Origin of the sequence: Actinoplanes sp. NPDC024001, assembly GCF_040638955.1 — a bacterium.
In the GTDB taxonomy this organism is placed as follows: domain Bacteria; phylum Actinomycetota; class Actinomycetes; order Mycobacteriales; family Micromonosporaceae; genus Actinoplanes.
In genome coordinates, this window is sequence record NZ_JBEZZB010000143.1 from 1 (window position 1) to 20384 (window position 20384).

A 20384-nucleotide genomic window follows, 5' to 3' on the forward strand; every position below is an offset into this window, starting at 1 on the left:
CGCCGGCTGGGCCGCGGTGATCGCCGCGGCGGCGCTGGTCGGCGGGGCGTTGACGGCGGCCGGCGCGGCGGTCGCTGCCCGGCTGGGTGAGACCGTGCTGGCCCGGTTCCGGGAGCGGATCGTCGACCGGGCACTGCACCTGCCGTCAGCCACCCTGGAGCGGACCGGCACGGGTGATCTCGTGGCACGCACCGGGGACGACGTGGCCGTCGTCGCCAACGCGATCACCGGCGGCGGGCCGCTGATGGTGGGCGCGCTGCTCTCGGTGGTGCTGACGGCCGGCGGGCTGTTCGTCCTGGACTGGCGGCTGGGGCTGGCCGGGCTCGCCGCCGCCCCGGGGTACGCGGTGGCGATGCGCTGGTATCTGCCGCGGTCCGCGCCGTACTACGTGCGGGAGCGGATCGCGTCGGGGGAACGATCGCAGGCGCTGGCCGGTGCGTTGCAGGGTGCGGCGACCGTCCGGGCGTACCGGATCGAGGAAACGCACGTGGCGCACGTCGCCGCACGGTCCGCGACCACCCGCGACCTCGCGCTGGACGTGTTCCGGCTCTACACCCGGTTCACCTCCCGGGTGAACCGGGCCGAGCTGATCGGGCTCTCGGCCGTGCTGATCGTCGGGTTCCTGCTGGTCCGCGAGGGCTGGGGCACGGTCGGCGCGGCCACCTCGGCGGCGCTCTACTTCCACCGGCTGTTCAACCCGATCGGCCTGCTGCTGCTGGAAGCCGACACCATCCTGCAGGCCGGGGCGAGCCTGGCCCGGGTGGTCGGTGTCGCCTCGCTGCCCGCCCGGCCGGCCGGCACCGCCGATGCCGGCCCGCCGGGACCGGGCATCCTCGAGGTGGCCGTCGCCAAGCACCGCTACGACGACGGGCCGGTCGTGCTCGCCGACGTCACGTTGCGCCTGGAACCGGGGGCGCGGGTGGCGCTGGTCGGCGCCAGCGGGGCCGGCAAGACCACGCTCGCCGCCATCGCCGCGGGGATCGTCGCGCCCACCGACGGTACGGTGCGGCTCGACGGCGTACCGCTGGAGGAGCTGGGCGAGGAACGGACCCGGCAGCGGATCGCGCTGATCAGCCAGGAGGTGCACGTCTTCGCCGGCACCCTCGCCGACGACCTGCGGCTGGCCCGTCCCGGCGCCGCGGAGCAGGACCTGCTGGCCGCGCTCGACCTGGTCGGCGCCACCGGCTGGTTCCGTGCGCTGCCGGACGGTCTCGGCACGCACGTCGGCGAGGGCGGTCACCGCCTCACCGCGGCGCAGGCACAGCAGCTCGCCCTGGCCCGGCTGGTGCTGGCCGGCCCGGAGGTCGCGATTCTGGACGAGGCCACCGCCGAGGCGGGCAGCGCCGGCGCCCGCGACCTGGAGCGTGCGGCGGCCGCCGCCACCGCGGGCCGGACCACGCTGATCGTGGCGCACCGCCTCACCCAGGCGGCGACCGCCGACCGGGTGCTGGTGCTCGACCACGGCCGGGTCGTCGAGGAGGGCACCCCGGAGGAGCTGCTGCGCGCCGGCGGACGGTACAGCGAGTTGTGGGCGGCCTGGAGCTTCTAGAGCATGCCGCGGTGGTGGGCGATGTCGACCGCCTCGCGTCGCCGGGCCGCGCCGAGCTTGCGGTAGATGGCCCGCATGTGCGCCTTGACGGTGTTCACCGAGACGCCCAGGTTCCCGGCGATCTCCTGGGCGGTGAGCACGCTCGGCAGGAACCGGAGGACCTCGGCCTCCCGTTCGCTGAGCGGACCGGCCGGACCGGCCGCCGGCCGGTTCTCCGGCGCCGCCTCGGCCCGCCCGGCCGGCAGCAGACGGAACGGCCGGCGGATGCCGTCCGGCTCGGCCAGGATCATCGCCCGGTCGATCGCGTCGCTCGGTTCCCCACGGTCGCCGGCCAGCAGGCCGAGCGCGATCAGAGCCTGCACCGCCGCGATCCGGTTCGGGCCGGCGGCGGCCCGGGTCAGCAGGCCGGTCCCGGCCGGAACCTCGCCGAGGGCGATCAGCGCCCGGCCCAGCAGGGCCTGTTCGGCCGGGGTGGGCATCGACCGGTCCCGGTAGCGCTGCGCCACCGGCCCCGGGTCGCCGAGCGCCAGGTCGATCTCGCTCTCGACCAGGTCGAGCCACCGTTGCAGGAACGGCGCGTCCAGCGCCGGCCCGGTCTCCTGGCGGACCTGCCGCAGGTACGGCCCGGCCGCGGCCGCGTCGTCGGCGGCCAGCAGCAACAGGACCAGGGCGACCGAGGAGAGCACGGCGAGAGTGGCCTCCGCCGGGTTGGCCTCGATGTGCAGGGCGGTCCGGAGCACGGCCTGTGCCTGCGGGATCCGGTCGCGTTCCACCTCGACCAGCGCCAGCGCCAGGTGCCCGGCGGCGGCCTGGGCGGTGGTGGCGAGCCCGTGCCGGCCGGCGAGCCGCCGCGCCGCGAGCGCGTGCTCCTCGGCGGCGCCGAGCGCTCCCCGGAAGAGCGCCAGCAGGGCGAGGTGGCCCTCCGCGTTGATCTCGACGAGTTCCAGGCCGGCCGCCCGGGACGCCCGCAGCCCGGACCACAGGTAGCGCTCGGCCTGGTCGAAACGGCCGGTCCAGAGCAGGCCGACACCCTTGTTGCTCACCGCGACGGCACGCAGCTGGAGCAGCATCGGGATCTCGTCCGCGGTCGCCGCCCGCAGCCGGGCGAGGATCCTGGTGGTGATCGTGACCAGGCCTGGCATGTCACCGCGGAACCGCACCACGGTGGGCGCCTCCAGGGTGTCCAGGGCCGCCTCGACTGCCCGCCGCTGCTCCGGCGGCCGGCCGGCCAGCATCGCCCGGGCCCGGGCGATCCACTCCGGGATCGCCGAGTAGTCGCCGGTGACCAGCATCAGCAGCGCGGCGCAGAGTGCCAGCTCGGGGGTGGTGGGCAGGAACTGCGGCGGGATCCGCTGCACCGCGTCCACCACGAACCGCCGCTCGGCGGAGACGATCCGGGTCACCGCCAGCTCGGCCACCAGCCGGCCCAGGTAGACCCAGTCGGCGGCCTCGGCGGCGTGCCACAGCGCTTCGGGGGCGCGCAGCTCGTCTGCATACCACCGGGCGGCGGCGGCGTGCAGGCGGGCGAGCTCGTCCGGCGCCTCCAGTTCGAGGCGGCGCCGGAGCATCGCCCGCATCTGGCCGTGCAGCCGGAACCACCGCTGATCACCGTCGCGGCTGGTGAGGAAGCCCAGGCCGCACTCCAGGTCCTGGAGGATCCGCAGGCTGTCCACCGCGCCGGAGAGCCGTCCGGCCAGCTCGGGGCTGAGCTCGTCCACGATGCTGGTGCGCAGCAGGAACCGGCGCAGCGCCGCGGGCCGGACGGCGACGACCTCGCGCCAGAGGTAGTCGTCGATCGCGTCGGGGCCGGCTGTCTCGGCGGCCAGCCGCAGGCCCAGCGGCCAGCCCTCGCCGGCGGCCGGGTCGGTGCCGCCGTAGAGCGCGGCCAGGTCGGCGGCCTCGGCCTCGTCCAGCGCGAGGTCGCCGGCGTCGAGCACGGTCACCCGGCCGGCGACTCCCGGCTCAGCCAGCGGCAGGGCCGGCTCGCCGCGGCTCAGCAGCACCAGCCGCAGGCCGGCCGGTGGGTCGGTCACCACGACGGCGAGGGCGAGCATGGCCGGGGAGCCGTCGAGGACGTGCAGGTCGTCGAGGACCAGCACGGTCGGTTCGGGAACCTGATCGAAACCGGACCGGAGCCGGCGCTGCAGGCTGTCCACAGTGTCCGCGCCGACGGGCCCGGCGGCAGGCAGGCGGGCGCCGGCCGCCAGCAGCGCCGCGGCGATGCCGCCGGAGACGGCCGCGACGCCGGTGTGCCGGTGCCGCAGGCTCAACCAGGCGACCCGGTCCGGCGCCGGCCGCTGCGCCGCCCAGGCCGCGACGAGGGTCGTCTTGCCCCAGCCGGCACCCGCCCGGACCAGCGTGACCGCGTCCTCCACCCCGGCGTCGAGCAGGGCGTGCAGCCGCGGGCGCGGCAGGTGCGGCTGCCGGACCACCGGACGCCCGGCACCGACCGCGAGATAGTCCACGGGGTTTCGGGGGTCCGGGAAGCTCACCGCTGCATCACCCGCGATCACTGTCTGGGGCGCCGGCCCGCACACCGGCCGAAGCTACGCGCCACCAGCGAATTCACGAGCGCACTGCCGGATAGGCGACAACTGATCACCATAGTCCGTCAAGCTGGGTACGGCGCCGGCCCGGGATCGGTCGGTGGCACCGGCCCCGGCGCCGGGCGGGGCACGAGGATCGCGTTCAGCGAGTTCAGGATGCCGTCCACTTGCGGGCGCAGGCGGCCCCAGTCGCGGCCGGTGGCGAGCGCCTCGTTCTCCGCGTCGATCGCCGGGACCAGGTCGCGCAGCAGCGCGGCGATCGTGCCGGCGGCGACCTGGTGGTCGTCGTCGGGAGCACGGGTGGCCAGGCTCCCCCACCGGGCGGCGAGGTCGATCAGGTCGTCGCGGACCTGCGGCCAGGTGAGCGACCGGTCGGCCGCGGTCCGGGCGGTGAGCACCGGGGGCAGGCGGATGCCGGTCACGCTGCGGGTCTCGGCGGTCAGCGCGCTCGACTCCGCCTCCCAGACCGCCACCCGCCGCGACCGGCTGACCAGCACGATCGCGATCGTGCCGCCGAGCAGCACGAACAGCAGCAGCCAGCCGAGGACGCCGCCGGAGCCGGTGTCGTCCGAGACCGGCACGGCCGCCGCGCTCGCGGCCGCGGCGGGTTCTTCAGCAGATTCTTCGGTGGGTTCCTCGGTGGGTTCTTCGGTGCGCGTGGGCTCCTGAGTGCGGGTCGGCTCGAGCTCCTCAGTGGGAGTGGGCTCCTGAGTGCGGGTCGGCTCCTGAGTACGAGTCGGCTCCTGAGTGCGGGTCGGCTCGGGCTCCTCGGTGCGCTCGGTCCGTGTCTCCTCCGGGGTGCTGCTGCGCTGGGGCGCGTCCAGCGAGGGCCGGTCCAGCGAGACCTCGACGGACGGCCGCTCCGACGGCAACGCGATGCCACCACCGTCACCGTCACCACCGCACGCGGCCACCCCGAAGACCATGACGACACCGGCCACCAGGCCTATCGCCCGTTGAGTCATTCCGGCTCCCTCACTCTCGACCCCGGATGGAGGGCCGGCTCGCAGGACCGTCTCGTCCCCCCGGAGAGACGACACTGCGAGCCGGCGGGGCCCGGGCGGGACAAGCACCGGGCCCGGCCGCTGCGGCACCTCGGCGGGTCTCCAGTGCTGCTTCCACCCCCACGGAGGAAGCACTGTGAGCCGGCCGGGCCGCTGCGGCACCCGGCGTTCCGGGCGACTGTCCAGCCCCCGCAGGACAGCGCCGGAGAACAACCGGGTCAGGTGACGATTCGTGATGTCGATGTGATCAGCTTCCCGGCACCGGCCGGGACCGGGATCCTTCGCGGCGGATGATTCCGTCGCCTCCGCCAGGCCATAGCTTGCTGCGGGAGGGAGGGCAGATGACCAAGGCGATCACGTCCGAACGCGACCTCCTGGAGTTCCTGCTCTTCCTGGGCAGCGGCCTCACGGCCGCCGGGAGGCGGTCAACCAGATCCAGGAACATCTGGTACGGGTGGCGACCGCCTACGGCGCCCCGGACGCCCGGATCAGCGTCTTCCCCACCTTCCTGGTGGTGTCGCTGGCGCCGGGCCAGCCGGTGACGCAGGAACCGACCAAGCAGCTCGGCGGTGGCCTGCGCCTGGACCAGACGGCCGAGCTCTACCGGCTGTTGCGGGCCGCCGAGCACGGGGCGATCGACCCGGCCGTCGGCAGCCGCCAGGTGCTGGCCGTGGTCTCCATGCGCCCCCGCTTCCGCACCCTGGTCCGGGTCCTCGGGCACGCCCTGCTGACCGTCGGCATCTGCATGATCCTGATGCCGACCTGGAGCGATCTGCTGCTGGCCGGGATCTTCGGGCTCCTGGTCGGGCTGCTCAAGCTCACCGGCGCCCGCTGGTCCAGCCTTCAGATGATCATGCCGGTGGTGGCCGCGTTCGTCGTCGCCTCGGTGACCTTCCTGCTGGCCGACTCCGGATGGGGCGAGGCCGACCTGCGGGCCATGGTGGCGCCACTGTGCACGTTCCTGCCCGGCGCGATGCTGACCATGGCGGTGGTGGAGCTCTCGGCGTACGAAATGGTGACCGGAGCGAGCCGGCTGGTGGCCGGCATCCTGCAGCTGGCGCTGCTCGCCTTCGGGATCATCGGGGCGGCGCAGGCGGTCGGCGTGCCGACGCCGGGCGCGCCGCCCGGCGTCGAGACCAACACGCTGGGCTGGTGGGCGCCGTGGGCCGGCACCGCGATCGTCGGTCTGGGCAACTACCTGATGCTGGCCGGCCCGCCACGCTCGCTGGGCTGGCTGTGCCTGGTGCTCTACGCCGGCTGGACCGGTCAGTACCTGGGCGGTCTGGTCCTCGGCGGTTACCTGAGCGGTTTCGCCGGCGCGCTGGTGCTGACCGTGGTCGCCTACCTGGTGGAGCAGGCGCCGTCCGGGCCACCGGCGCTGGTCTCGTTCCTGCCCGGTTTCTGGTTGCTGGTGCCGGGCGCGCTGACCCTGATCGGCGTCACCGAGTACCTCGGCGAGTCCACGGTGCGCGGCGCGGAGGATCTGGTCGACGCGGCCGGTTCGATGGTCGCGATCGCCCTCGGTGTGCTCTGCGGCCACCCGCTCTACCGGGCGCTGGCCCGCACGGTACGGCGATTTCACCCGGTAGAACGGTGATTCACCCGCTGGGGATGACGTAGCGACGGACTCCCCGTCCGACGCTGGAGTGGTGCAGAGCCGACTCCTTCTCGCCGGTCAGGCGGTGCGTCCGCTGCTGCTGATGTTCCCGCTCGGCCTGTTCACCATGGCGGTGCTCTTCGACCTGGCCACCGTGCTCGGCGCGCCCCGGCTGATCGGCACGCTGGCCTACTGGAACATCGTGGCCGGACTGGTGGGCGGCCTGGTGGCGGCGCTGGCCGCCGGCGTCGACGCGTTCGGCGCCCACGATCCGGCGCTGGCCCGGATCGCCTTCATCAGCCTGCTGATGGACTTCGGCGTGCTGATCCTGTTCGCGGTGCTGACACTCATGCGCTTCCGCGACCCGGACCGGGCCGCCGACCCGGGACTGCTGCTCGTCGAGCTGGCCGGGCTGCTCCTGGCCGGTTTCGGCGCCTGGTACGGCGGCCGGTTCGGCGACCCGTACGCCCCGATGGTCCGCCTGCGGAGCCGGCGGACCGTGCGGGCGTAGGGCTCTCAGGCCGGGCGGGCGCGCAGGCCGGCGATGGCGACGAACATCAGGCAGATGCCGAGGAAGCAGAGCAGGGTCGCACCGATGAACAGGAACGTGGCCAGGCCGATCCCGGGCCAGATCAGCAGGCCGATCGCGGCGAGCATGGCGACCGCGCCGACGCCGATCCGCCAGCCCCGGCCGGCGCGGTCGGACCCGATCGCCAGGACGATCTCGGCGAGCCCGTCCAGCAGCCAGCCGATCGCGACGATCAGCAGCAGCAGCGCCACCGAGCCGGCGACGTTGCGCAGGCAGAGGATGCCGACGATGGCGACGAAGACGCCGAAGATGATGCCGAGGATCCGGTTCAGCATCGGATAGCCGGCCGAGAACAGCAGCACCGCCGTCCGGGCCAGGCCGGCGACCAGCAGGTTCAGGCCGAAGAGGAAGCCCACCACCCGCAGGGTGGCTTCCGGCCAGGCGAACGCGACGACGCCGAGGACGAGGGTCAGCAGACCCGTGACGAGTTGCACCCAGTTCCAGGTCCGGGACACGGCGGGCACCTCCATTCCGCAGATTCAGATCTCGCGCCGGGGCACCGGCGCCTTGGGCAGGTCGTTGAAGGCGGCGGCGAGGAACGGCCCGACCAGCTCGGTGCGCTCGGACTCGGTGGCCGTCACCTCCACCAGCGGCCCGTCGTGCATCCACAGCCGGACGGCGATGGGGTGGGCTCCGCACCGTTTCGCGTCCCGGGCCGGGAGCACGTAGACGCCCACCGGGGAGACGCGCGCCGCCAGGCGGACCGTGCGGTCGAGCACCGGCCCGCGCCGGACCACCAGCACGTCACCGGACCAGCGCGCCCACATCCGCCGGGACCATCGGCGGCGCAGCCGCCGCCAGCCCCGCGGCGGGTCGCCGATCGTGCGGATCCGGCACCAGAAGGCGCCGCCGCCGTCGACGAAACCACGCCGGCCCCGGCGTTCCCGGGCGGCGGCGCCGAGAAGCAGCAGAAACGCGAGGAACAACAGTGACCACAGCACGGGAACTCCTCAGTACGGTGCTGCCGGAATGCTCACCGCCGGCCCGGCCCGGGCGCGTCATCCTCGGTGGATGAGCGACTCGTCGGGTCCGCGCCCCAGTTGCGCGGCCGCCACCGGTCCACCACCTTGGCCACGGCGGTGACCAGGAACAGGGTGCCGATCAGCGCCTCCAGCACGGCGATGCTCTGCGCCGGGTTGGCCGCCGGGACGAGGTCGCCGTACCCGGTGGTGGTCATCGTGACGAAGCTGAAGAACAGCGAGTCGGCGAGCGAGCCGTCGCCGTTCTCGCCGAAGAGCGGGCCGGGCTGGATCGCCGCCACGCACTCGTAGGCGAACGCGAACGCCATCCCGATGAGCAGGTACGCGGCGAGCGCGCCCATCATCGTCTGCTGATCGACCCCACGGTGCCGGCCGAGGTCCCGGACGATGGAGAACGGGGCCAGCAGGTACAGGGCGCTGGCGGCCATGAAGGTCAAGCCGATCAGCGGCACGTTGCGGGCGAAGGCGTTGAGCCCGGCCGCGACCAGCGCCAGCGCGAACACCAGGCCGGCGATCAGCCGCATCCCGGCCCGGGCCTGGGAGACCCGCAACGTCTGCCACACCGTGCCGGTCTGCACGAACAGGAGCACCGACACCATCCAGCGCTCCTCGCTGAGCAGTGCCAGGACGTACGTGACGACGATCAGCAGCAGCACGAGGCCGTAACCGCCGCGGGTTCGCGGCGTCCTCAAAGCGACGGTCCCGGCTGAGCGTCCGGACCCTCCTCCGCGGGCAGCCGGCGCACCTCGATGAGCCGCAGCCCGAGTCCGTGGATCCGGGAGATCAGGCCGACCACGGCCGACTGGTCGGGCAGCGACCCGTGCAGAACGGTCTCCGGCGGTTCGACGCTGACCGTGAGGTCGCGCAACTCCGCCAGCACCTCGTCGGGAATCACCCCGGAGACTCTGACCTGGTATGACGCCTCGGGCACGATCATGACCTCCTCACCCGGTGAACCTGCCGCTCCGCTCCCGCTGGGCATCCATCACGGCGATCTCCTCCACGCCGGGGACCACGATGGCCGGGTCCGGTGTGAAGTCGAGATCGGGATCGCGTCCCTTGTAGTCGGCCGCGTTGAGGATGACCTTCATGGTGTTCAGCCGGGCGCGCTCCTTGTCGTTGGAGCGGATGATCTGCCACGGGGCGGCCCGGGTGTCGGTGCGATGGAGCATCTCGTACTTGCGGAAGGTGAAGTCGTCCCAGCGGTCCTGCGCCTGCATGTCGATCTCGCTGAGCTTCCACTGCCGCAGCGGGTCGGTCCGGCGGCGTTCGAACCGGCGGGCCTGTTCCTCGCGGGTGACGCTGAAGTAGAGCTTCACCAGGATCGTGCCCTGGCGGACCAGGTCCTTCTCGAAACCGGTGACGCCGAGCAGGAAGTCGCGGTACTCCTTCGGGCTGCAGAAGCCGAAGACCCGCTCGACCATCGCGCGGTTGTACCAGCTCCGGTCGAACAGGACCATCTCGCCGCCGGCCGGGAACTGGGCCACGTAGCGCTGGAAGTACCACTGCGACCGCTGCTCCTGGGTGGGGCGGCCGAGCGCGACGACCCGGTAGTGCTTCTCGTTCATGAACCGGGTGATCCGGCGGATGCAGCCGCCCTTGCCGGCCGCGTCGCGGCCCTCGAAGAGCACGATCATGCGCAGGTTCTCCAGCTCCAGGTGCCGCTGGAGCTTGAGCAGCTCCACCTGCCACGGGCGCAGTCCCCGCTCGGCCTTCGCCCCCATCCCGCTCCTCCTCGCTGTCGCGTTGATCCTCAGCCTTTCCGCCCCGGCCGGGCGGCACGTCATCCCGAACGGATGAGGCCGCTCAGACCGGCGTGCCGTGCTCCGCCTCACGGACCCGGGAGCGCAGCAGGCCGAGGCGGAACAGCCGCTCCAGCCGCCGCACGGTGAACGGGTGCGACATCGGCAGCTGGGCCAGCTCGACCCAGAAGCCGCGCAGTCCCTGCCCCTGCCGGACCAGCTCCTCCACGTCGGTGGTGTGCTCGGTGTGCCGGCCGGAGGCCAGGATCACCAGGCCGGTCGCACCGCCCGGGCAGAGGTACGCCCCGTGCCGGTCGCACGAGTACTCCCGCAGCCGGGACAGCGTCGGGCCGAGGATCGGGATGCGCTCGGAGTAGGCGACCGAGAGCTGGTACCAGAGCGAGACGTGGTGCAGTTTGATGTGCCCGAGCTCGTGGCCGAGGATGAACCGCAGCCCGTCCCGGTTGTTGTTGTAGAGGTTCACGAACAGCTCGTTGGCGAGCACCACGTAGTCGTGACCGGTCGCCTGCGCGGCGAACGCGTTCAGCGTGCCGTTGCCGTTCGCCAGGAAGAAGTTGGGGCGGCGGCGCAGGCCGAGCTTGCGCGAGAAATCGTCGGCCACCTCGTACAGGTCGCCGTACTGCCGTGGGGAGAGCTCGACGGCGGTGCCGCGGATCGAGGCGCGCTGCGTCTCACGGATCACCACGAGCGCCGGGACCAGCAGGAGTAGCCCGATGAAGGCGGAACGGACCGTAGTAGCCCAGGCCGAGTCCTGCAGCCGCTCGGGCAGAAGTGGCAGCGTGATCGCCGCCTGGACGATCAACCAGATGATGATCAGGTTGAGGACCACCATGAACACGTAGAAGGGCACTTCGGCGCGGTGCCGCAATCGGCTCCCGGGGGCTGAGTTCTTAGACACGCCGATGACGATCCGCCGGTACCGATGGGTTACGCCTCATCCCGCCGGTATGAAGCGCGGCGTCCGGCCCGGCGCGACGCTGTCAACATGGTGGAGACTGTCGATGTGCCCTCGTCGCGGCACTGGCTGGCACGGCTGGCCTTCGTCACGGCGGCAGCGGCCGTGCTTCTCGTGCTCGCCGTCGCCGGCCTCCGCGGCAGCCTCGGGCTGCTGCTGGTCGGCGGCATCGGCTCGGCGATCGGGCTGGCCGCCGCGTGGTGGTTCCTGACCCATCGCGGTGTGCTGCGCTGGGTGGCCGGCGCGGTGGTGGTGCTGGCCCCGCTGGTCGTCGCGGTGCTGTTCGCCCGGGCCAACCTGATCTGGGTGGTGGTCGCCTTCGGGCTGCTCTGGTCGGCCGCGGTGGCCGCCGGACGGCGCGCGCTGGCGCCGGAGCACGACGAGACCCCGGTGGAGTACGAGACCCCGCCGCCCCGCCGCCCGTACCTGATCATGAATCCGCGCTCGGGTGGCGGCAAGGTCGAGCGGTTCGACCTGGCCGAGCGGGCCCGGGCGCTCGGCGCGGAGGTCTACGTGCTGGACGGCCCGGCGGTGGACGTCGCCGCGGTCGCCCGGCAGGCCGTCCGCGACGGCGCCGACCTGCTCGGGGTGGCCGGCGGCGACGGCACCCAGGCGCTGGTGGCCGGGATCGCCGCCGAGCACGGGCTGCCGTTCCTGGTCATCTCCGCGGGCACCCGCAACCACTTCGCGCTGGACCTCGGCCTGGACCGGGAGGATCCGTCGACCTGTCTGGACGCGCTCACCGACGGCGTGGAGCTGCGCATCGACCTGGGCCTGATCGGGGACCGGACGTTCGTCAACAACGCCTCGTTCGGCGCCTACGCGGCGATCGTGCAGAGTCCCGCCTACCGCGACGACAAGGTCGGCACGACGTTGAACCTGCTGCCCGAGGTGCTCACCGGCGAGCACGGGACGCACCTGCGGCTCGACGTGGACGGGGTCACCGTCACCGGCCCGCAGGCCGTGCTGATCAGCAACAACCCGTACACCGCGGACGACGTGGCCGGGCTGGGCGAACGGCCCCGGCTGGACGGCGGGACGCTCGGCGTGCTGGCGGTCTCCGTCCGGGGCGCCGCCGACGCGGCCGCGCTGATCAGCGAGCGGGGCCGGACCCGGGCGGTGACCGTGCGGAACACCGCCGAGGCGGTCGTCGACGCCGACACCCCCACCGTCCCGGTCGGCGTCGACGGCGAGTCGATCCTGATGCCCACCCCGGTACGCTGCGCGATCCGCCCCGGAGCCCTGCGGGTGCGGGTGCCGCGGCACCGCCCCGGCGTCCGGCCGGCCCGCCCGGAGCTGGACTGGACACGACTGCGGCGGCTGGCTCTCACCAACCGCCGCAGCTGAGCACCGGTCAGAACCGGCGGCGATCCTGCCGCCGGTCCACCCGGCGTGCGGTGCGCCGGCTCGTGCGCCGGGCCACTCTCCTTGTACCGAACATCTGCCTCTCCTCTCTCGTCAGGCCTTGGCTCCGGCCGTCTCCAGGTCGTGCAGTTCCTTGGCCTCCTCGGCCGCGATCAGGCCGATGCCGACGAGATCCAGCGGGCTGATGAAGCCGTCGGCGACGCGGAAGCCGCCGGCCCGGGCGATCGCGTCGCGCAGCGGCACCGCCCAGTGGTGCTCGATCAGCAGCAGCGCCGCGGCGCTGTCGTTCGGGATCTCGGCGAGCACGTCCCACGCCTGCGGGTCGTCGAAGACCGCGACGCCCTCCTCGGACGCCAGCTCCGCGCCCTTCATGGCGCCGGCCGCGGCACCCGCCTCGCCCTCGAAGCCGAGACCGATCAGGGCACCGATCTTGCTGCCGATCTCGACCGCCTCCTCCTTCGTGAGGTTGCTCAGGTGCTCGGCCTCCAGCTCGCCGTCGGCCGTCTTGTAGACCGCGAGCGCGTCGATCACCCGCACCGTGTCGCTCTGCTTGAGCCGCTCCAGCTCCTCGATGATCTCGCCGTGGAAATTCGGGTGTTTGAAGCCCAGCACCAGCAGCTGGACGGGACCGATGGCCATAGGTTTGCGCTCCTCCACTCGACGCTGCGGGGCGTACCACAGCCCCTGCGACGATCGTGCTGGCGGACACCGGCCGCGTCCTCACCCGCGCCGGATGAGGACGCGGCCGGGCGCGCGGCGCATCCTCGGCGGCATGAACCGTTTCCGGAGAACCCTGACCGCTGCCGCGGCCGTCGTCGCCCTCGCGGCCGGCGGCTGCACGGCCAGCACCACCAACAGTGGCGGGGGTGACAACCAGGCACTCTGCGACGCCTTCGCCGAGGTGCAGAACACCGTCCAGCAGATCAGGAACGTCAACGTCTCGGAGAACGGACTGACCGCGCTGCGGCCCTACGCCGCCGAGCTGCTCAACCAGCTCAACCAGCTGATCACCGAGGCCAAGGCCCAGTACGCGCCCCAGGCCGACGCGCTGAGGAGCTCGGTGGACCAGCTCAAGGTCAGCGCCGAGACCGCCCGCACCGATCCGAGCACCGCCAACCTGTCCGCGGTCCGCACCGCGGTCCAGGGGGTACGCACCAGCGCCGAGGGCCTGCGCACCGCGATCTCCGGATCCTGCTGAACCCGGGCCGGGAGGAGACCGACGATGCGAGTGGAGCAGAGCCGGGCCACCGGCTGGGTCGCCTGGGTGCTGTTCGGCGGCATCCTGCTGGTGCTGCTCGGCACCGTGCACCTGTGCGTGGGTCTCCTCGCGCTGCTGCGCCCGGAGGTCCTCGCCGGCACCCGGGCCGACCAGCTGCTGCCGGTGTCGCTGACCGCCCTGGCCTGGCTGCACCTGGTGCTCGGCGCGGGCGCCGTGGTCACCGGCGTCGGCCTGATCCGCGGGACGGGGTGGGCACGGGTCCTGGCGGTCCTGATCGGCTGCCTGACCGCGCTGGTCAACTTCGCCTTCCACCACGCCCATCCGGTCTGGTCGGTGCTCGCCGTCGGGCTGTCCGCCGTGGTCGTCTACTCGGTCGCCGCGCACGGCGGCGAGGTGGCCGACGCGTACGGGTCGTGATCGTCCGCCGCCTCGACGACCTGCAGCGGCGGCGTCCCGCGCTGGGCTTCTGCTACGCGGTGATCTGCAAGTACCTGGACGACGGCGGCCTGCGCGAGGCCGCCCTGATCACCTACTACGGGTTCCTGAGCCTCTTCCCCACGCTGCTGCTCGGCGTGACGATCGTGTCCGAGGTGCTGGCCCGGCGGCCCGGCCTGCGGCAGGAGGTGGTCACCGCGATCGTGCCGCCGGCGCTGCAGGACGGCATGGAGCAGTCGCTGGCCACCCTGTCGTCGTCGTCCGTCGCGCTGGCCGTCGGCATCGCCGGGCTGATCTTCTCCGGGACCGGGGTGGTCGTCTCCGCCTACGAGACCCTCAACCACGTCGCGGGTGTGCCGTACCTGCGGCGGCCCGGGGTGATCGGCCGTTACCTGCGGGTGATCGCCGGGCTGGCGATCATCCTGGCCGGGACGGTCGCCGCCGGCGCGTTCACGGTCATCGCCGCGTCGCTGCCGGCGCTCTCCCGCCTGGCCGCGTTCGTGGGCTCCTGCCTGGTCGTCTTCGCCGTGCTGACCACGGTCGCCCGCCTGCTGCTGGCCCGGCCGGCGCCGCTGTCCGCGCTCTGGCCGGCCGCGCTGCCGGGCGCGGTGGCGACCTCGCTGGTGCTCAACCTCGGCGCCGCGGTGCTGCCCGAGCTGATCCGCTCGGCGGGGCGCGTCTACGGCGCGTTCGCCACCGTGGCGGGTTTCTTCACCCTGCTCTACCTGCTCAGCAACGTGCTGGTGATCTCGGCGGAGATCGCCGCGGTGCGGCACGGGCGGTTGTGGCCGCGCGCTCTCGACCCGGCCCGGCCCACCCCGGCCGACGCCCGGGCCATGCTGCTGCTGGCCCGGGAACAGGAGCGGCTGCCGGCCGCGGCCATCGACTATGTGCTGCGTGACCCGCCCGCGGGCGCGGGCTGCGCGGCCGAGGCCGGGGTGAAGCCGCCACGCGGCAGATAGGCGGCGGCCACCAGGCCGATCACACCGGCGCCGGCCACCGCGATCATGGCCCAGACGTACGCCCGGCCGGGCGCCGCGCTGTCCACCTGGGACACCAGGATGGTGCCGGTGAGCGCCGCGCCCAGCGACGAGCCCAGGTTAGAGACGCTGCGCGACAGGCCGGAGATCTCGCCCTGCAGGTCCTCGCCGAAGCTGGACTGCACCACGTTGACCGACGGGGTGAGCATCCCGCCCAGGCCGAGACCGATCACGAACAGGCCGGGCAGCATCGCCGCGATCCCGTTGCCGGTGCCGCCGAGCAGGAGCAGCAGCGCGATCCCGGCGATGGTGGTCAGGAACCCGCTGATGATCAGGGTGCGCTGCGGCCACCGCCGGGCCATCGGGCCGGCCGCCACCGACGAGATCAGCACGCCGACCGTGGTGGCGGTGAACACGCCACCGGTCTCGATCGCGTTGTAGCCCTTGACCACCTGCAGATAGGTGGAGACCACGAAGGAGCAGCCCATCACCATCAGCCACTGCATGTTCTGGGTGATCAGGCCCAGGTTGGAGACGCGATTGCGGAAAAGCACGGTGGACAGCAGCGGCTCCCGGCCGGTGCGCTCCTTGGCCCGCACCGTGGCGAAGAACCAGACCAGCATCAGGGCGCCGGCCACGATCAGGCCCAGCATCGCCCAGACGTTCTCGTCGCTGACCAGGATGCCCATCACGATCAGGATCAGGCCGGCGGCGGAGAGCACCGCGCCGAGCACGTCGAACGGCATGCCCCGGTCGGCCGGCAGCGGGTCCCGGACCGCGCGGCGGGCGAGCAGCACGATCACCAGGACGATCACCGCCTGCAGGACGAAGGCGGCCCGCCAGTGGATCGCCGAGGCGACGAAGCCGCCGATGAGCGGGCCGGCCACCGCGCCGATGCCACCCATCGCGCTGATCGCGCCGAAGGCGCGGGCCCGGGAGCCGATGTCGGTGAACAGCAGGGTGGTCAGGATGTAGACGGGTGGGATGAGCAGGGCCGTGCCCACCCCCTCGAAGATCGAGTAACCGATGACCAGGATGCCGATGCCTGGCGCGAACGCGCTCAGCAGCGCGCCGGTGCCGAACAGCAGGAGGCCGGCGATCAGGCACCACTTGCGGCCGAGCAGGTCGGTCAGTTTGCCGCCGGGGATCATCAGCGCGGCCATCACCAGCAGGAAGAGCGTGATGGCGAGCTGTACGCCCTGGACCGTGGTGTTCAGGTCCTCGCTGATGTCGCTGATCATCACGTTCATGTTGGAGCCGGCGAAGCTGCAGATGAACTGGGCCAGCGCGAAGGCGATCAGGGCCTGCCGCAAGCCGGGCGCGAACCGTCCGGTACTGGTTCTCTCCGTCATCGGCCCAGGATCGGCGGTCGGCTCCGGTCAGGCGTCACTCGCACCGGATGAACGGCTCCACTGCGGGCCGACCTCCCGCCACTCCCGCTGCCAGGCCCGCGCCCGCTGCCGGTCGAGCAGGGCCCGGCCGATCGCGCGGCAGCCGGCCAGGAGAGCCGCGAGGCAGAGCAGCACCGCGCCGGCGATCAGGAGGGCCTGCCCGACCGGGTGACGCTGCGGCGGCGGGCCGCGCAGCACGCCGCGGTCGTCCACCCAGACCGGGACCCGGTCGCCGCGGCGGGCCTGCGGGGAGACCTGCACGATGCCGCTGCGCGGGGTGCCGTCCGGCGCCGACCAGGTGGCCCGGGCCGCACGGGCGGGAACCGTGCGCGAGTCCCCGGCGCCGAGCACCTCCGGCTCGGTGACCAGCACACCCTCGACCCGGAAGACGTGGTGCTTCTCCCACTCCTGGGCGCGCACGTCGCTCAGGTAGCTGGCCCGGGCGGCCCACCAGGTGAGCAGCGGGGCGCCCACCAGGAAGAGCACGAGCAGCACCAGGACCATCGTGCGCTCGATGCGGTCCGAGCGGCGGCGCAGCTCGTTGCCCATGGTCGTCGTCCTTCCCCCGGTCCTTCCCCGACAGCATCAACGTGCCGGTCCCGGCCGGGTTCACCCCGGCCGGATGAGGAGTCCACACCCGAACTGGGCGAGTCTCGGTGCGAACGCCTGCCGACGGAGGATCTGATGCCCGGTTCGATCCGTGTCCGCCTGACCCACGAAACCGAGGAGGCCACCGCGGCCGGCATCTACGGGCTGATCGTAGGTGGCGCCGTGGTGGTCGCCTCGCACGCGAAGACGGCGGTGGCGGTGGTCGTCGGAGTGCTGGTCACGCTCACCGTGTACTGGGCCGCCGAGCGCTACGCCCGGATCGTCGCCGAGCGTATCCACTCGGGGCGACGGCCGACCTGGCACACCGTCCGCCATCATCTGACCCACGGCTGGGAGCTGGTCACCGCGACCGCCCTGCCGCTGCTGGTGCTGCTGCTGATCCGGCTGACCGGTGTCCGGCTGATCAACGCGGAGATCGCCTCGCTGGTCTGCACCACGCTGCTGCTCAGCGTCGCGGGCTGGCGGATGGGCGCCGGCGGCCGGCTCACCCGGGCCGAGCAGATCGTGTCCACCCTGGTGGCCGGGGCATTCGGCATGGCGCTGATCGGCCTCAAGACGTTTCTGCACTGAGCTGCGGGAAGCTCACCACCCGGCCGGTGTGCCAGCCGTCCGGCCCGAGGAAGCGCTCGCCGACGACGATCGCCCCGCGGTCGACGGTGATCAGGCTCCAGGACCGGCCGATGCCCCGGATCCGGTGGCTGGTGGCGGTGCCGGCGACCACGAAGACCGGCCGGGACCGGTGCCCGGCGCGCACGTCCGGGACGTGCGTGTGCCCGGCCAGCACCAGGTCCACCCGGGCGTCGCGGACCGCACCGAGCAACCGGCGCCGCCCGATGATCCGCGCGGTTCCGGTGGCGAGCGGCGGGTGGTGCAGGGCGAGCAGCCGGACGTCACCGGGCGGAGCGCCGCCCAGCACCCGCCGCACCGCGCCGGCCTGCTCGCCGGTGACCCGGCCGTTCTTCCACCGCCAGCGCGGCATCGACTGCAGGCCCAGGGCGGTGAGACCGGGGATCCGGACGACCGGGTCCAGGTCGGCGTCGATCCAGCTCCGGAAGCGACCGTACGGGTCGAGCACCCGCCGCGCGCTGAGCAGGGGCAGGTCGTGGTTGCCGGTGACCGTGAGCACCGGCCCGGGCAGCCGGTCGAGCAGCTCGCGGACCTGCCGGAACTCGGCCGTGCGGGCCCGCATCGTGCAGTCGCCGGTGACCACGGTCAGGTGCGGCCGGGCGGCGGCGACGTCCGCGGCGAGGCCGTCCACGGCGTCCTGGTGGTGGGCGCCGAGATGCAGGTCGGACAGGTGCGCGACGACGACCGGCTCGCCGGACCGCGGCTCAGGCGGCATCGCGCTCGAGCGGGCAGGTCATGCAGCGCGGTCCGCCGCGGCCACGGCCGAGCTCGCCGCCGGCCACGGTGATCACTTCGATGCCCTGGCGGCGCAGGTAGGTGTTGGTGGTCACGTTACGTTCGTACCCGATGATCACGCCGGGTTCGACGGCGAGGAAGTTGGTTCCGTCGTCCCACTGCTCGCGCTGGGCGGCCCGGACCTGCTCGGTGGTCTCCAGGATCTGGATCTTCTCGATGCCGATGGCCTCGGCCAGGGTCGCGAACAGGTCGTCGTTGCGGGTCACGCGCAACCCGTCCGGGTCGTCGCCCGGCAGCACGGTCCAGGAGCGCAGCGGTCCGCGCAGGTAGGGATAGCGCACGAAGGTGTCCCGGTCGACCATGGTCAGCACGGTGTCCAGGTGGGCCGTCCGGCGCGAGCGCGGCAGCTCGACCGCGATCACCCGGTTGGCCGCACCGGCCCGGAAGAGGCCGTGGGCGAGGTTCTCCAGGCCCATCGCGGTGGACCGCTCCCCCAGCCCGATCATCACGGCGCCGCCGCCGAGCACGTGGATGTCGCCCCCTTCCAGGGTGGCCGGCCGGTGGGAGCGGTCGTCGCCGCCGTACCAGACGGTGAAGTCGGTGAGGGTGAACATCGGGTGGAACCGGTAGATCGCCGCGCTGTGCACGGACTCGCGGAGCCGGGCCCAGCGGGCCATCGGGTTGATGCTGACGCCGCCGTAGATCCAGGCCGAGCTGTCCCGCTGGAACAGGTGGTTCGGCAGCGGGCCGAGCACGAAGTCGTCGGCGCCGAGCAGCTCCCAGCGCAGGCTGTTGACGGTGAACCCGGCCAGTTCGCTCTTCAGCACCCCGCCGATCAGATAGTCGGCCAGTTTCTCGCTCTCCGCCTGCTCGGCGAGCCGGCGCAACGGGCCGGCCAGGGTGGGCCCGACGGTGTCGCCGGTGACGATGCGGTCCAGGATCCACGCCCGTGCCGGCGGGATGTCCAGGACGTCGCTGAGCAGCCGGGCGAAGTAGTGCACCTTCACCCCGCGCTCGCGCAGCACCTCGGCGAAGGAGTCGTGCTCCTCGCGCGCGCGGCGGGCCCACGGGACACCGTCGAGGTGCAGGTCCCGGACGCTGCCCGGACTGAGCCGGCTCAGCTCGACGCCGGGGCGGTGCAGGATCACCTGGCGCAGCCGCCCGATCTCCGAGTCGACGTGGAAGACCATCGGGAGACTCCGCTCACGGTACGGCGGGTTCGAACCGGCCCAGCTCGTCGTCACCCTTCTGGACCACTCCGTAACTGGACTCCGGAACCGGCTGCCAGGCGCCCTCCAGATCGACGAGGGGCTCCGAGACGACCAGCCGGGTCTCGTCGGAGAGCCGGCGCAGCCGGTCGTTCTCCGGGTAGAGCGTGTGCAGCGCGGAGATCGCGGTGCTGTAGTACAGCGAGCGGCTGTGGCCTTCGCTGGAGTAGCGGAAGCACCAGGTGCGGTCGCCGTCGGTGGTGGCCACGGTCATCTGCAGCGGCTGCGGCACGCCGTTGGCACGGCCGACCGACTCGACCAGCCCGGCCATCCGCTCGACCGCCGCCACCGGCCGGTCCCGCAGGCCGTAGGTCAGCGCCAGGTAGAACATCACCTCGGAGTCGGTGGAGCCGGCCAGCGACGGGTAGAGCTCCGGGTCGACGGCGAGGACCAGGTCCCGCTTGAGCCGGTGGAAGTCGCGGATCGCCCCGTTGTGCAGCCACAGCCAGTTCTGGTAGCGGAACGGGTGGCAGTTGGTCTGCTGCACCGGTGTGCCGGTGCTGGCCCGGATGTGCGCCAGGAACAGCGGCGAGGCCGTGGACCGGGCCAGTTCCCGCAGGTTCGCGTCGCTCCAGGCGGGACCGACGCCGCGGAACAGCGAGGGCTCGGCCGGCCCGTCGAGCGGGTACCACCCGACGCCGAAGCCGTCGCCGTTGGTGGTCTCCACCCCGTAACGGGAGTGCATGCTCTGGTCGATCAGCGAGTAACGCGGTTTGTAGAGCAGTTCTTCGAGCCGGATGGGCGTACCGGAATAGGCCAGCCAGCGGCACAT

General features: G+C 72.9%; 22 protein-coding genes. 8 read left to right on the plus strand and 14 right to left on the minus strand.

Annotated elements, in window-relative coordinates; genetic code table 11:
• A partial coding sequence (locus AB0F81_RS38680) for an ABC transporter ATP-binding protein (protein WP_360206072.1) occupies positions 1-1549 on the plus strand: 1549 nt, incomplete at its 5' end.
• On the opposite strand, the gene AB0F81_RS38685 is transcribed toward AB0F81_RS38680, so the two are convergent.
• A complete protein-coding gene (locus AB0F81_RS38685) occupies positions 1546-4041 on the minus strand; it encodes a LuxR C-terminal-related transcriptional regulator (RefSeq protein ID WP_360206075.1) in 2496 nt (831 codons plus the stop codon). The genes AB0F81_RS38680 and AB0F81_RS38685 overlap by 4 nt on opposite strands.
• A 119-nt stretch (positions 4042-4160) precedes the next feature.
• Positions 4161-5060 carry a hypothetical protein gene (locus tag AB0F81_RS38690; RefSeq protein ID WP_360206078.1) on the minus strand — a complete coding sequence of 300 codons (900 nt, stop codon included), beginning with the start codon at positions 5058-5060 and terminating at the stop codon, positions 4161-4163.
• 493 nt (positions 5061-5553) lie between these two features.
• On the opposite strand from AB0F81_RS38690, the gene AB0F81_RS38695 reads away from it, so the two are divergent.
• Both AB0F81_RS38695 and AB0F81_RS38700 read left to right on the plus strand, forming a co-directional pair.
• Positions 5554-6696 (plus strand): threonine/serine exporter family protein, encoded by a 1143-nt coding sequence (locus AB0F81_RS38695; RefSeq protein ID WP_360206080.1) that lies wholly within the window; start codon positions 5554-5556, stop codon positions 6694-6696.
• Between the two features lie 52 nt (positions 6697-6748).
• Positions 6749-7207: a DUF2231 domain-containing protein gene (locus tag AB0F81_RS38700; RefSeq protein ID WP_360206083.1), complete on the plus strand. Its 459-nt coding sequence runs from the start codon at positions 6749-6751 to the stop codon at positions 7205-7207.
• Positions 7208-7212: 5 nt separating this feature from the next.
• Here AB0F81_RS38700 and AB0F81_RS38705 read toward each other — a convergent pair whose 3' ends face one another.
• From AB0F81_RS38705 to AB0F81_RS38730, 6 genes are all read right to left on the minus strand, one after another.
• Complete coding sequence (locus tag AB0F81_RS38705; RefSeq protein WP_360206086.1) at positions 7213-7740, minus strand: DUF308 domain-containing protein; 528 nt, start codon at positions 7738-7740, stop codon at positions 7213-7215.
• A gap of 24 nt (positions 7741-7764) precedes the next feature.
• Positions 7765-8226: a hypothetical protein gene (locus AB0F81_RS38710; RefSeq protein ID WP_360206088.1), complete on the minus strand. Its 462-nt coding sequence runs from the start codon at positions 8224-8226 to the stop codon at positions 7765-7767.
• A gap of 32 nt (positions 8227-8258) precedes the next feature.
• Positions 8259-8957, minus strand: a complete 699-nt coding sequence (locus AB0F81_RS38715; protein ID WP_360206091.1) for a potassium channel family protein — start codon at positions 8955-8957, stop codon at positions 8259-8261.
• Positions 8954-9202, minus strand: coding sequence for a hypothetical protein (locus AB0F81_RS38720; RefSeq protein WP_360206093.1), 249 nt, complete (start codon positions 9200-9202; stop codon positions 8954-8956). Before AB0F81_RS38720 ends, AB0F81_RS38715 begins: the two co-directional genes overlap by 4 nt.
• A gap of 7 nt (positions 9203-9209) precedes the next feature.
• On the minus strand, positions 9210-9989 hold the full coding sequence (gene ppk2 / locus AB0F81_RS38725; RefSeq protein ID WP_360206096.1) for a polyphosphate kinase 2: 780 nt from the start codon (positions 9987-9989) through the stop codon (positions 9210-9212).
• 82 nt (positions 9990-10071) lie between these two features.
• Positions 10072-10878 (minus strand): M48 family metallopeptidase, encoded by an 807-nt coding sequence (locus AB0F81_RS38730; protein ID WP_360206098.1) that lies wholly within the window; start codon positions 10876-10878, stop codon positions 10072-10074.
• 135 nt (positions 10879-11013) lie between these two features.
• Between AB0F81_RS38730 and AB0F81_RS38735 the strand changes: the two genes are divergently transcribed.
• Positions 11014-12330 carry a diacylglycerol kinase family protein gene (locus AB0F81_RS38735; protein WP_360206101.1) on the plus strand — a complete coding sequence of 439 codons (1317 nt, stop codon included), beginning with the start codon at positions 11014-11016 and terminating at the stop codon, positions 12328-12330.
• Positions 12331-12441: 111 nt separating this feature from the next.
• On the opposite strand, the gene AB0F81_RS38740 is transcribed toward AB0F81_RS38735, so the two are convergent.
• On the minus strand, positions 12442-12987 hold the full coding sequence (locus tag AB0F81_RS38740) for a hypothetical protein (RefSeq protein ID WP_360206103.1): 546 nt from the start codon (positions 12985-12987) through the stop codon (positions 12442-12444).
• Positions 12988-13120: 133 nt separating this feature from the next.
• Between AB0F81_RS38740 and AB0F81_RS38745 the strand changes: the two genes are divergently transcribed.
• From AB0F81_RS38745 to AB0F81_RS38755, 3 genes are read left to right on the plus strand one after another with little or no spacing between them, the layout of a single operon-like run.
• On the plus strand, positions 13121-13546 hold the full coding sequence (locus AB0F81_RS38745; RefSeq protein ID WP_360206106.1) for a hypothetical protein: 426 nt from the start codon (positions 13121-13123) through the stop codon (positions 13544-13546).
• A gap of 24 nt (positions 13547-13570) precedes the next feature.
• Positions 13571-13984 (plus strand): hypothetical protein, encoded by a 414-nt coding sequence (locus AB0F81_RS38750; protein WP_360206109.1) that lies wholly within the window; start codon positions 13571-13573, stop codon positions 13982-13984.
• On the plus strand, positions 13981-14964 hold the full coding sequence (locus tag AB0F81_RS38755) for a YihY/virulence factor BrkB family protein (protein ID WP_360206111.1): 984 nt from the start codon (positions 13981-13983) through the stop codon (positions 14962-14964). The genes AB0F81_RS38750 and AB0F81_RS38755 overlap by 4 nt, the downstream gene beginning before the upstream one ends.
• Here AB0F81_RS38755 and AB0F81_RS38760 read toward each other — a convergent pair.
• Both AB0F81_RS38760 and AB0F81_RS38765 read right to left on the minus strand, forming a co-directional pair.
• Positions 14889-16334, minus strand: coding sequence for an MFS transporter (locus AB0F81_RS38760; protein ID WP_360206114.1), 1446 nt, complete (start codon positions 16332-16334; stop codon positions 14889-14891). The two genes, AB0F81_RS38755 and AB0F81_RS38760, sit on opposite strands and share 76 nt — an antisense overlap.
• A gap of 27 nt (positions 16335-16361) precedes the next feature.
• Entirely contained in the window at positions 16362-16922 is a 561-nt protein-coding gene (locus AB0F81_RS38765) for a hypothetical protein (RefSeq protein WP_360206116.1), read from the minus strand.
• 135 nt (positions 16923-17057) lie between these two features.
• On the opposite strand from AB0F81_RS38765, the gene AB0F81_RS38770 reads away from it, so the two are divergent.
• Entirely contained in the window at positions 17058-17552 is a 495-nt protein-coding gene (locus tag AB0F81_RS38770) for a hypothetical protein (RefSeq protein WP_360206118.1), read from the plus strand.
• Here AB0F81_RS38770 and AB0F81_RS38775 read toward each other — a convergent pair.
• The 3 genes from AB0F81_RS38775 to AB0F81_RS38785 are packed head-to-tail and all read right to left on the minus strand — an operon-like array spanning position 17533 to position 20384.
• Positions 17533-18324 carry a metallophosphoesterase gene (locus tag AB0F81_RS38775; protein ID WP_360206121.1) on the minus strand — a complete coding sequence of 264 codons (792 nt, stop codon included), beginning with the start codon at positions 18322-18324 and terminating at the stop codon, positions 17533-17535. The genes AB0F81_RS38770 and AB0F81_RS38775 overlap by 20 nt on opposite strands.
• A complete protein-coding gene (locus tag AB0F81_RS38780) occupies positions 18314-19534 on the minus strand; it encodes an arginine deiminase (RefSeq protein ID WP_360206124.1) in 1221 nt (406 codons plus the stop codon). The genes AB0F81_RS38775 and AB0F81_RS38780 overlap by 11 nt, the downstream gene beginning before the upstream one ends.
• A 13-nt stretch (positions 19535-19547) precedes the next feature.
• Complete coding sequence (locus tag AB0F81_RS38785; RefSeq protein WP_360206126.1) at positions 19548-20384, minus strand: class II glutamine amidotransferase; 837 nt, start codon at positions 20382-20384, stop codon at positions 19548-19550.

Bases quoted from the DNA above. Each gene is read 5' to 3' on its own strand.
- AB0F81_RS38690 (WP_360206078.1), bottom strand. From the start codon at position 5,060: ATGACTCAACGGGCGATAGGCCTGGTGGCCGGTGTCGTCATGGTCTTC.
- AB0F81_RS38745 (WP_360206106.1), top strand. From the start codon at position 13,121: ATGAACCGTTTCCGGAGAACCCTGACCGCTGCCGCGGCCGTCGTCGCC.
- AB0F81_RS38780 (WP_360206124.1), bottom strand. From the start codon at position 19,534: ATGGTCTTCCACGTCGACTCGGAGATCGGGCGGCTGCGCCAGGTGATC.
- AB0F81_RS38735 (WP_360206101.1), top strand. From the start codon at position 11,014: ATGGTGGAGACTGTCGATGTGCCCTCGTCGCGGCACTGGCTGGCACGG.
- AB0F81_RS38740 (WP_360206103.1), bottom strand. From the start codon at position 12,987: ATGGCCATCGGTCCCGTCCAGCTGCTGGTGCTGGGCTTCAAACACCCG.
- AB0F81_RS38760 (WP_360206114.1), bottom strand. From the start codon at position 16,334: ATGACGGAGAGAACCAGTACCGGACGGTTCGCGCCCGGCTTGCGGCAG.
- AB0F81_RS38775 (WP_360206121.1), bottom strand. From the start codon at position 18,324: ATGCCGCCTGAGCCGCGGTCCGGCGAGCCGGTCGTCGTCGCGCACCTG.
- AB0F81_RS38765 (WP_360206116.1), bottom strand. From the start codon at position 16,922: ATGGGCAACGAGCTGCGCCGCCGCTCGGACCGCATCGAGCGCACGATG.
- ppk2 (WP_360206096.1), bottom strand. From the start codon at position 9,989: ATGGGGGCGAAGGCCGAGCGGGGACTGCGCCCGTGGCAGGTGGAGCTG.
- AB0F81_RS38720 (WP_360206093.1), bottom strand. From the start codon at position 9,202: ATGATCGTGCCCGAGGCGTCATACCAGGTCAGAGTCTCCGGGGTGATT.
- AB0F81_RS38785 (WP_360206126.1), bottom strand. From the start codon at position 20,384: ATGTGCCGCTGGCTGGCCTATTCCGGTACGCCCATCCGGCTCGAAGAA.
- AB0F81_RS38770 (WP_360206118.1), top strand. From the start codon at position 17,058: ATGCCCGGTTCGATCCGTGTCCGCCTGACCCACGAAACCGAGGAGGCC.
- AB0F81_RS38750 (WP_360206109.1), top strand. From the start codon at position 13,571: ATGCGAGTGGAGCAGAGCCGGGCCACCGGCTGGGTCGCCTGGGTGCTG.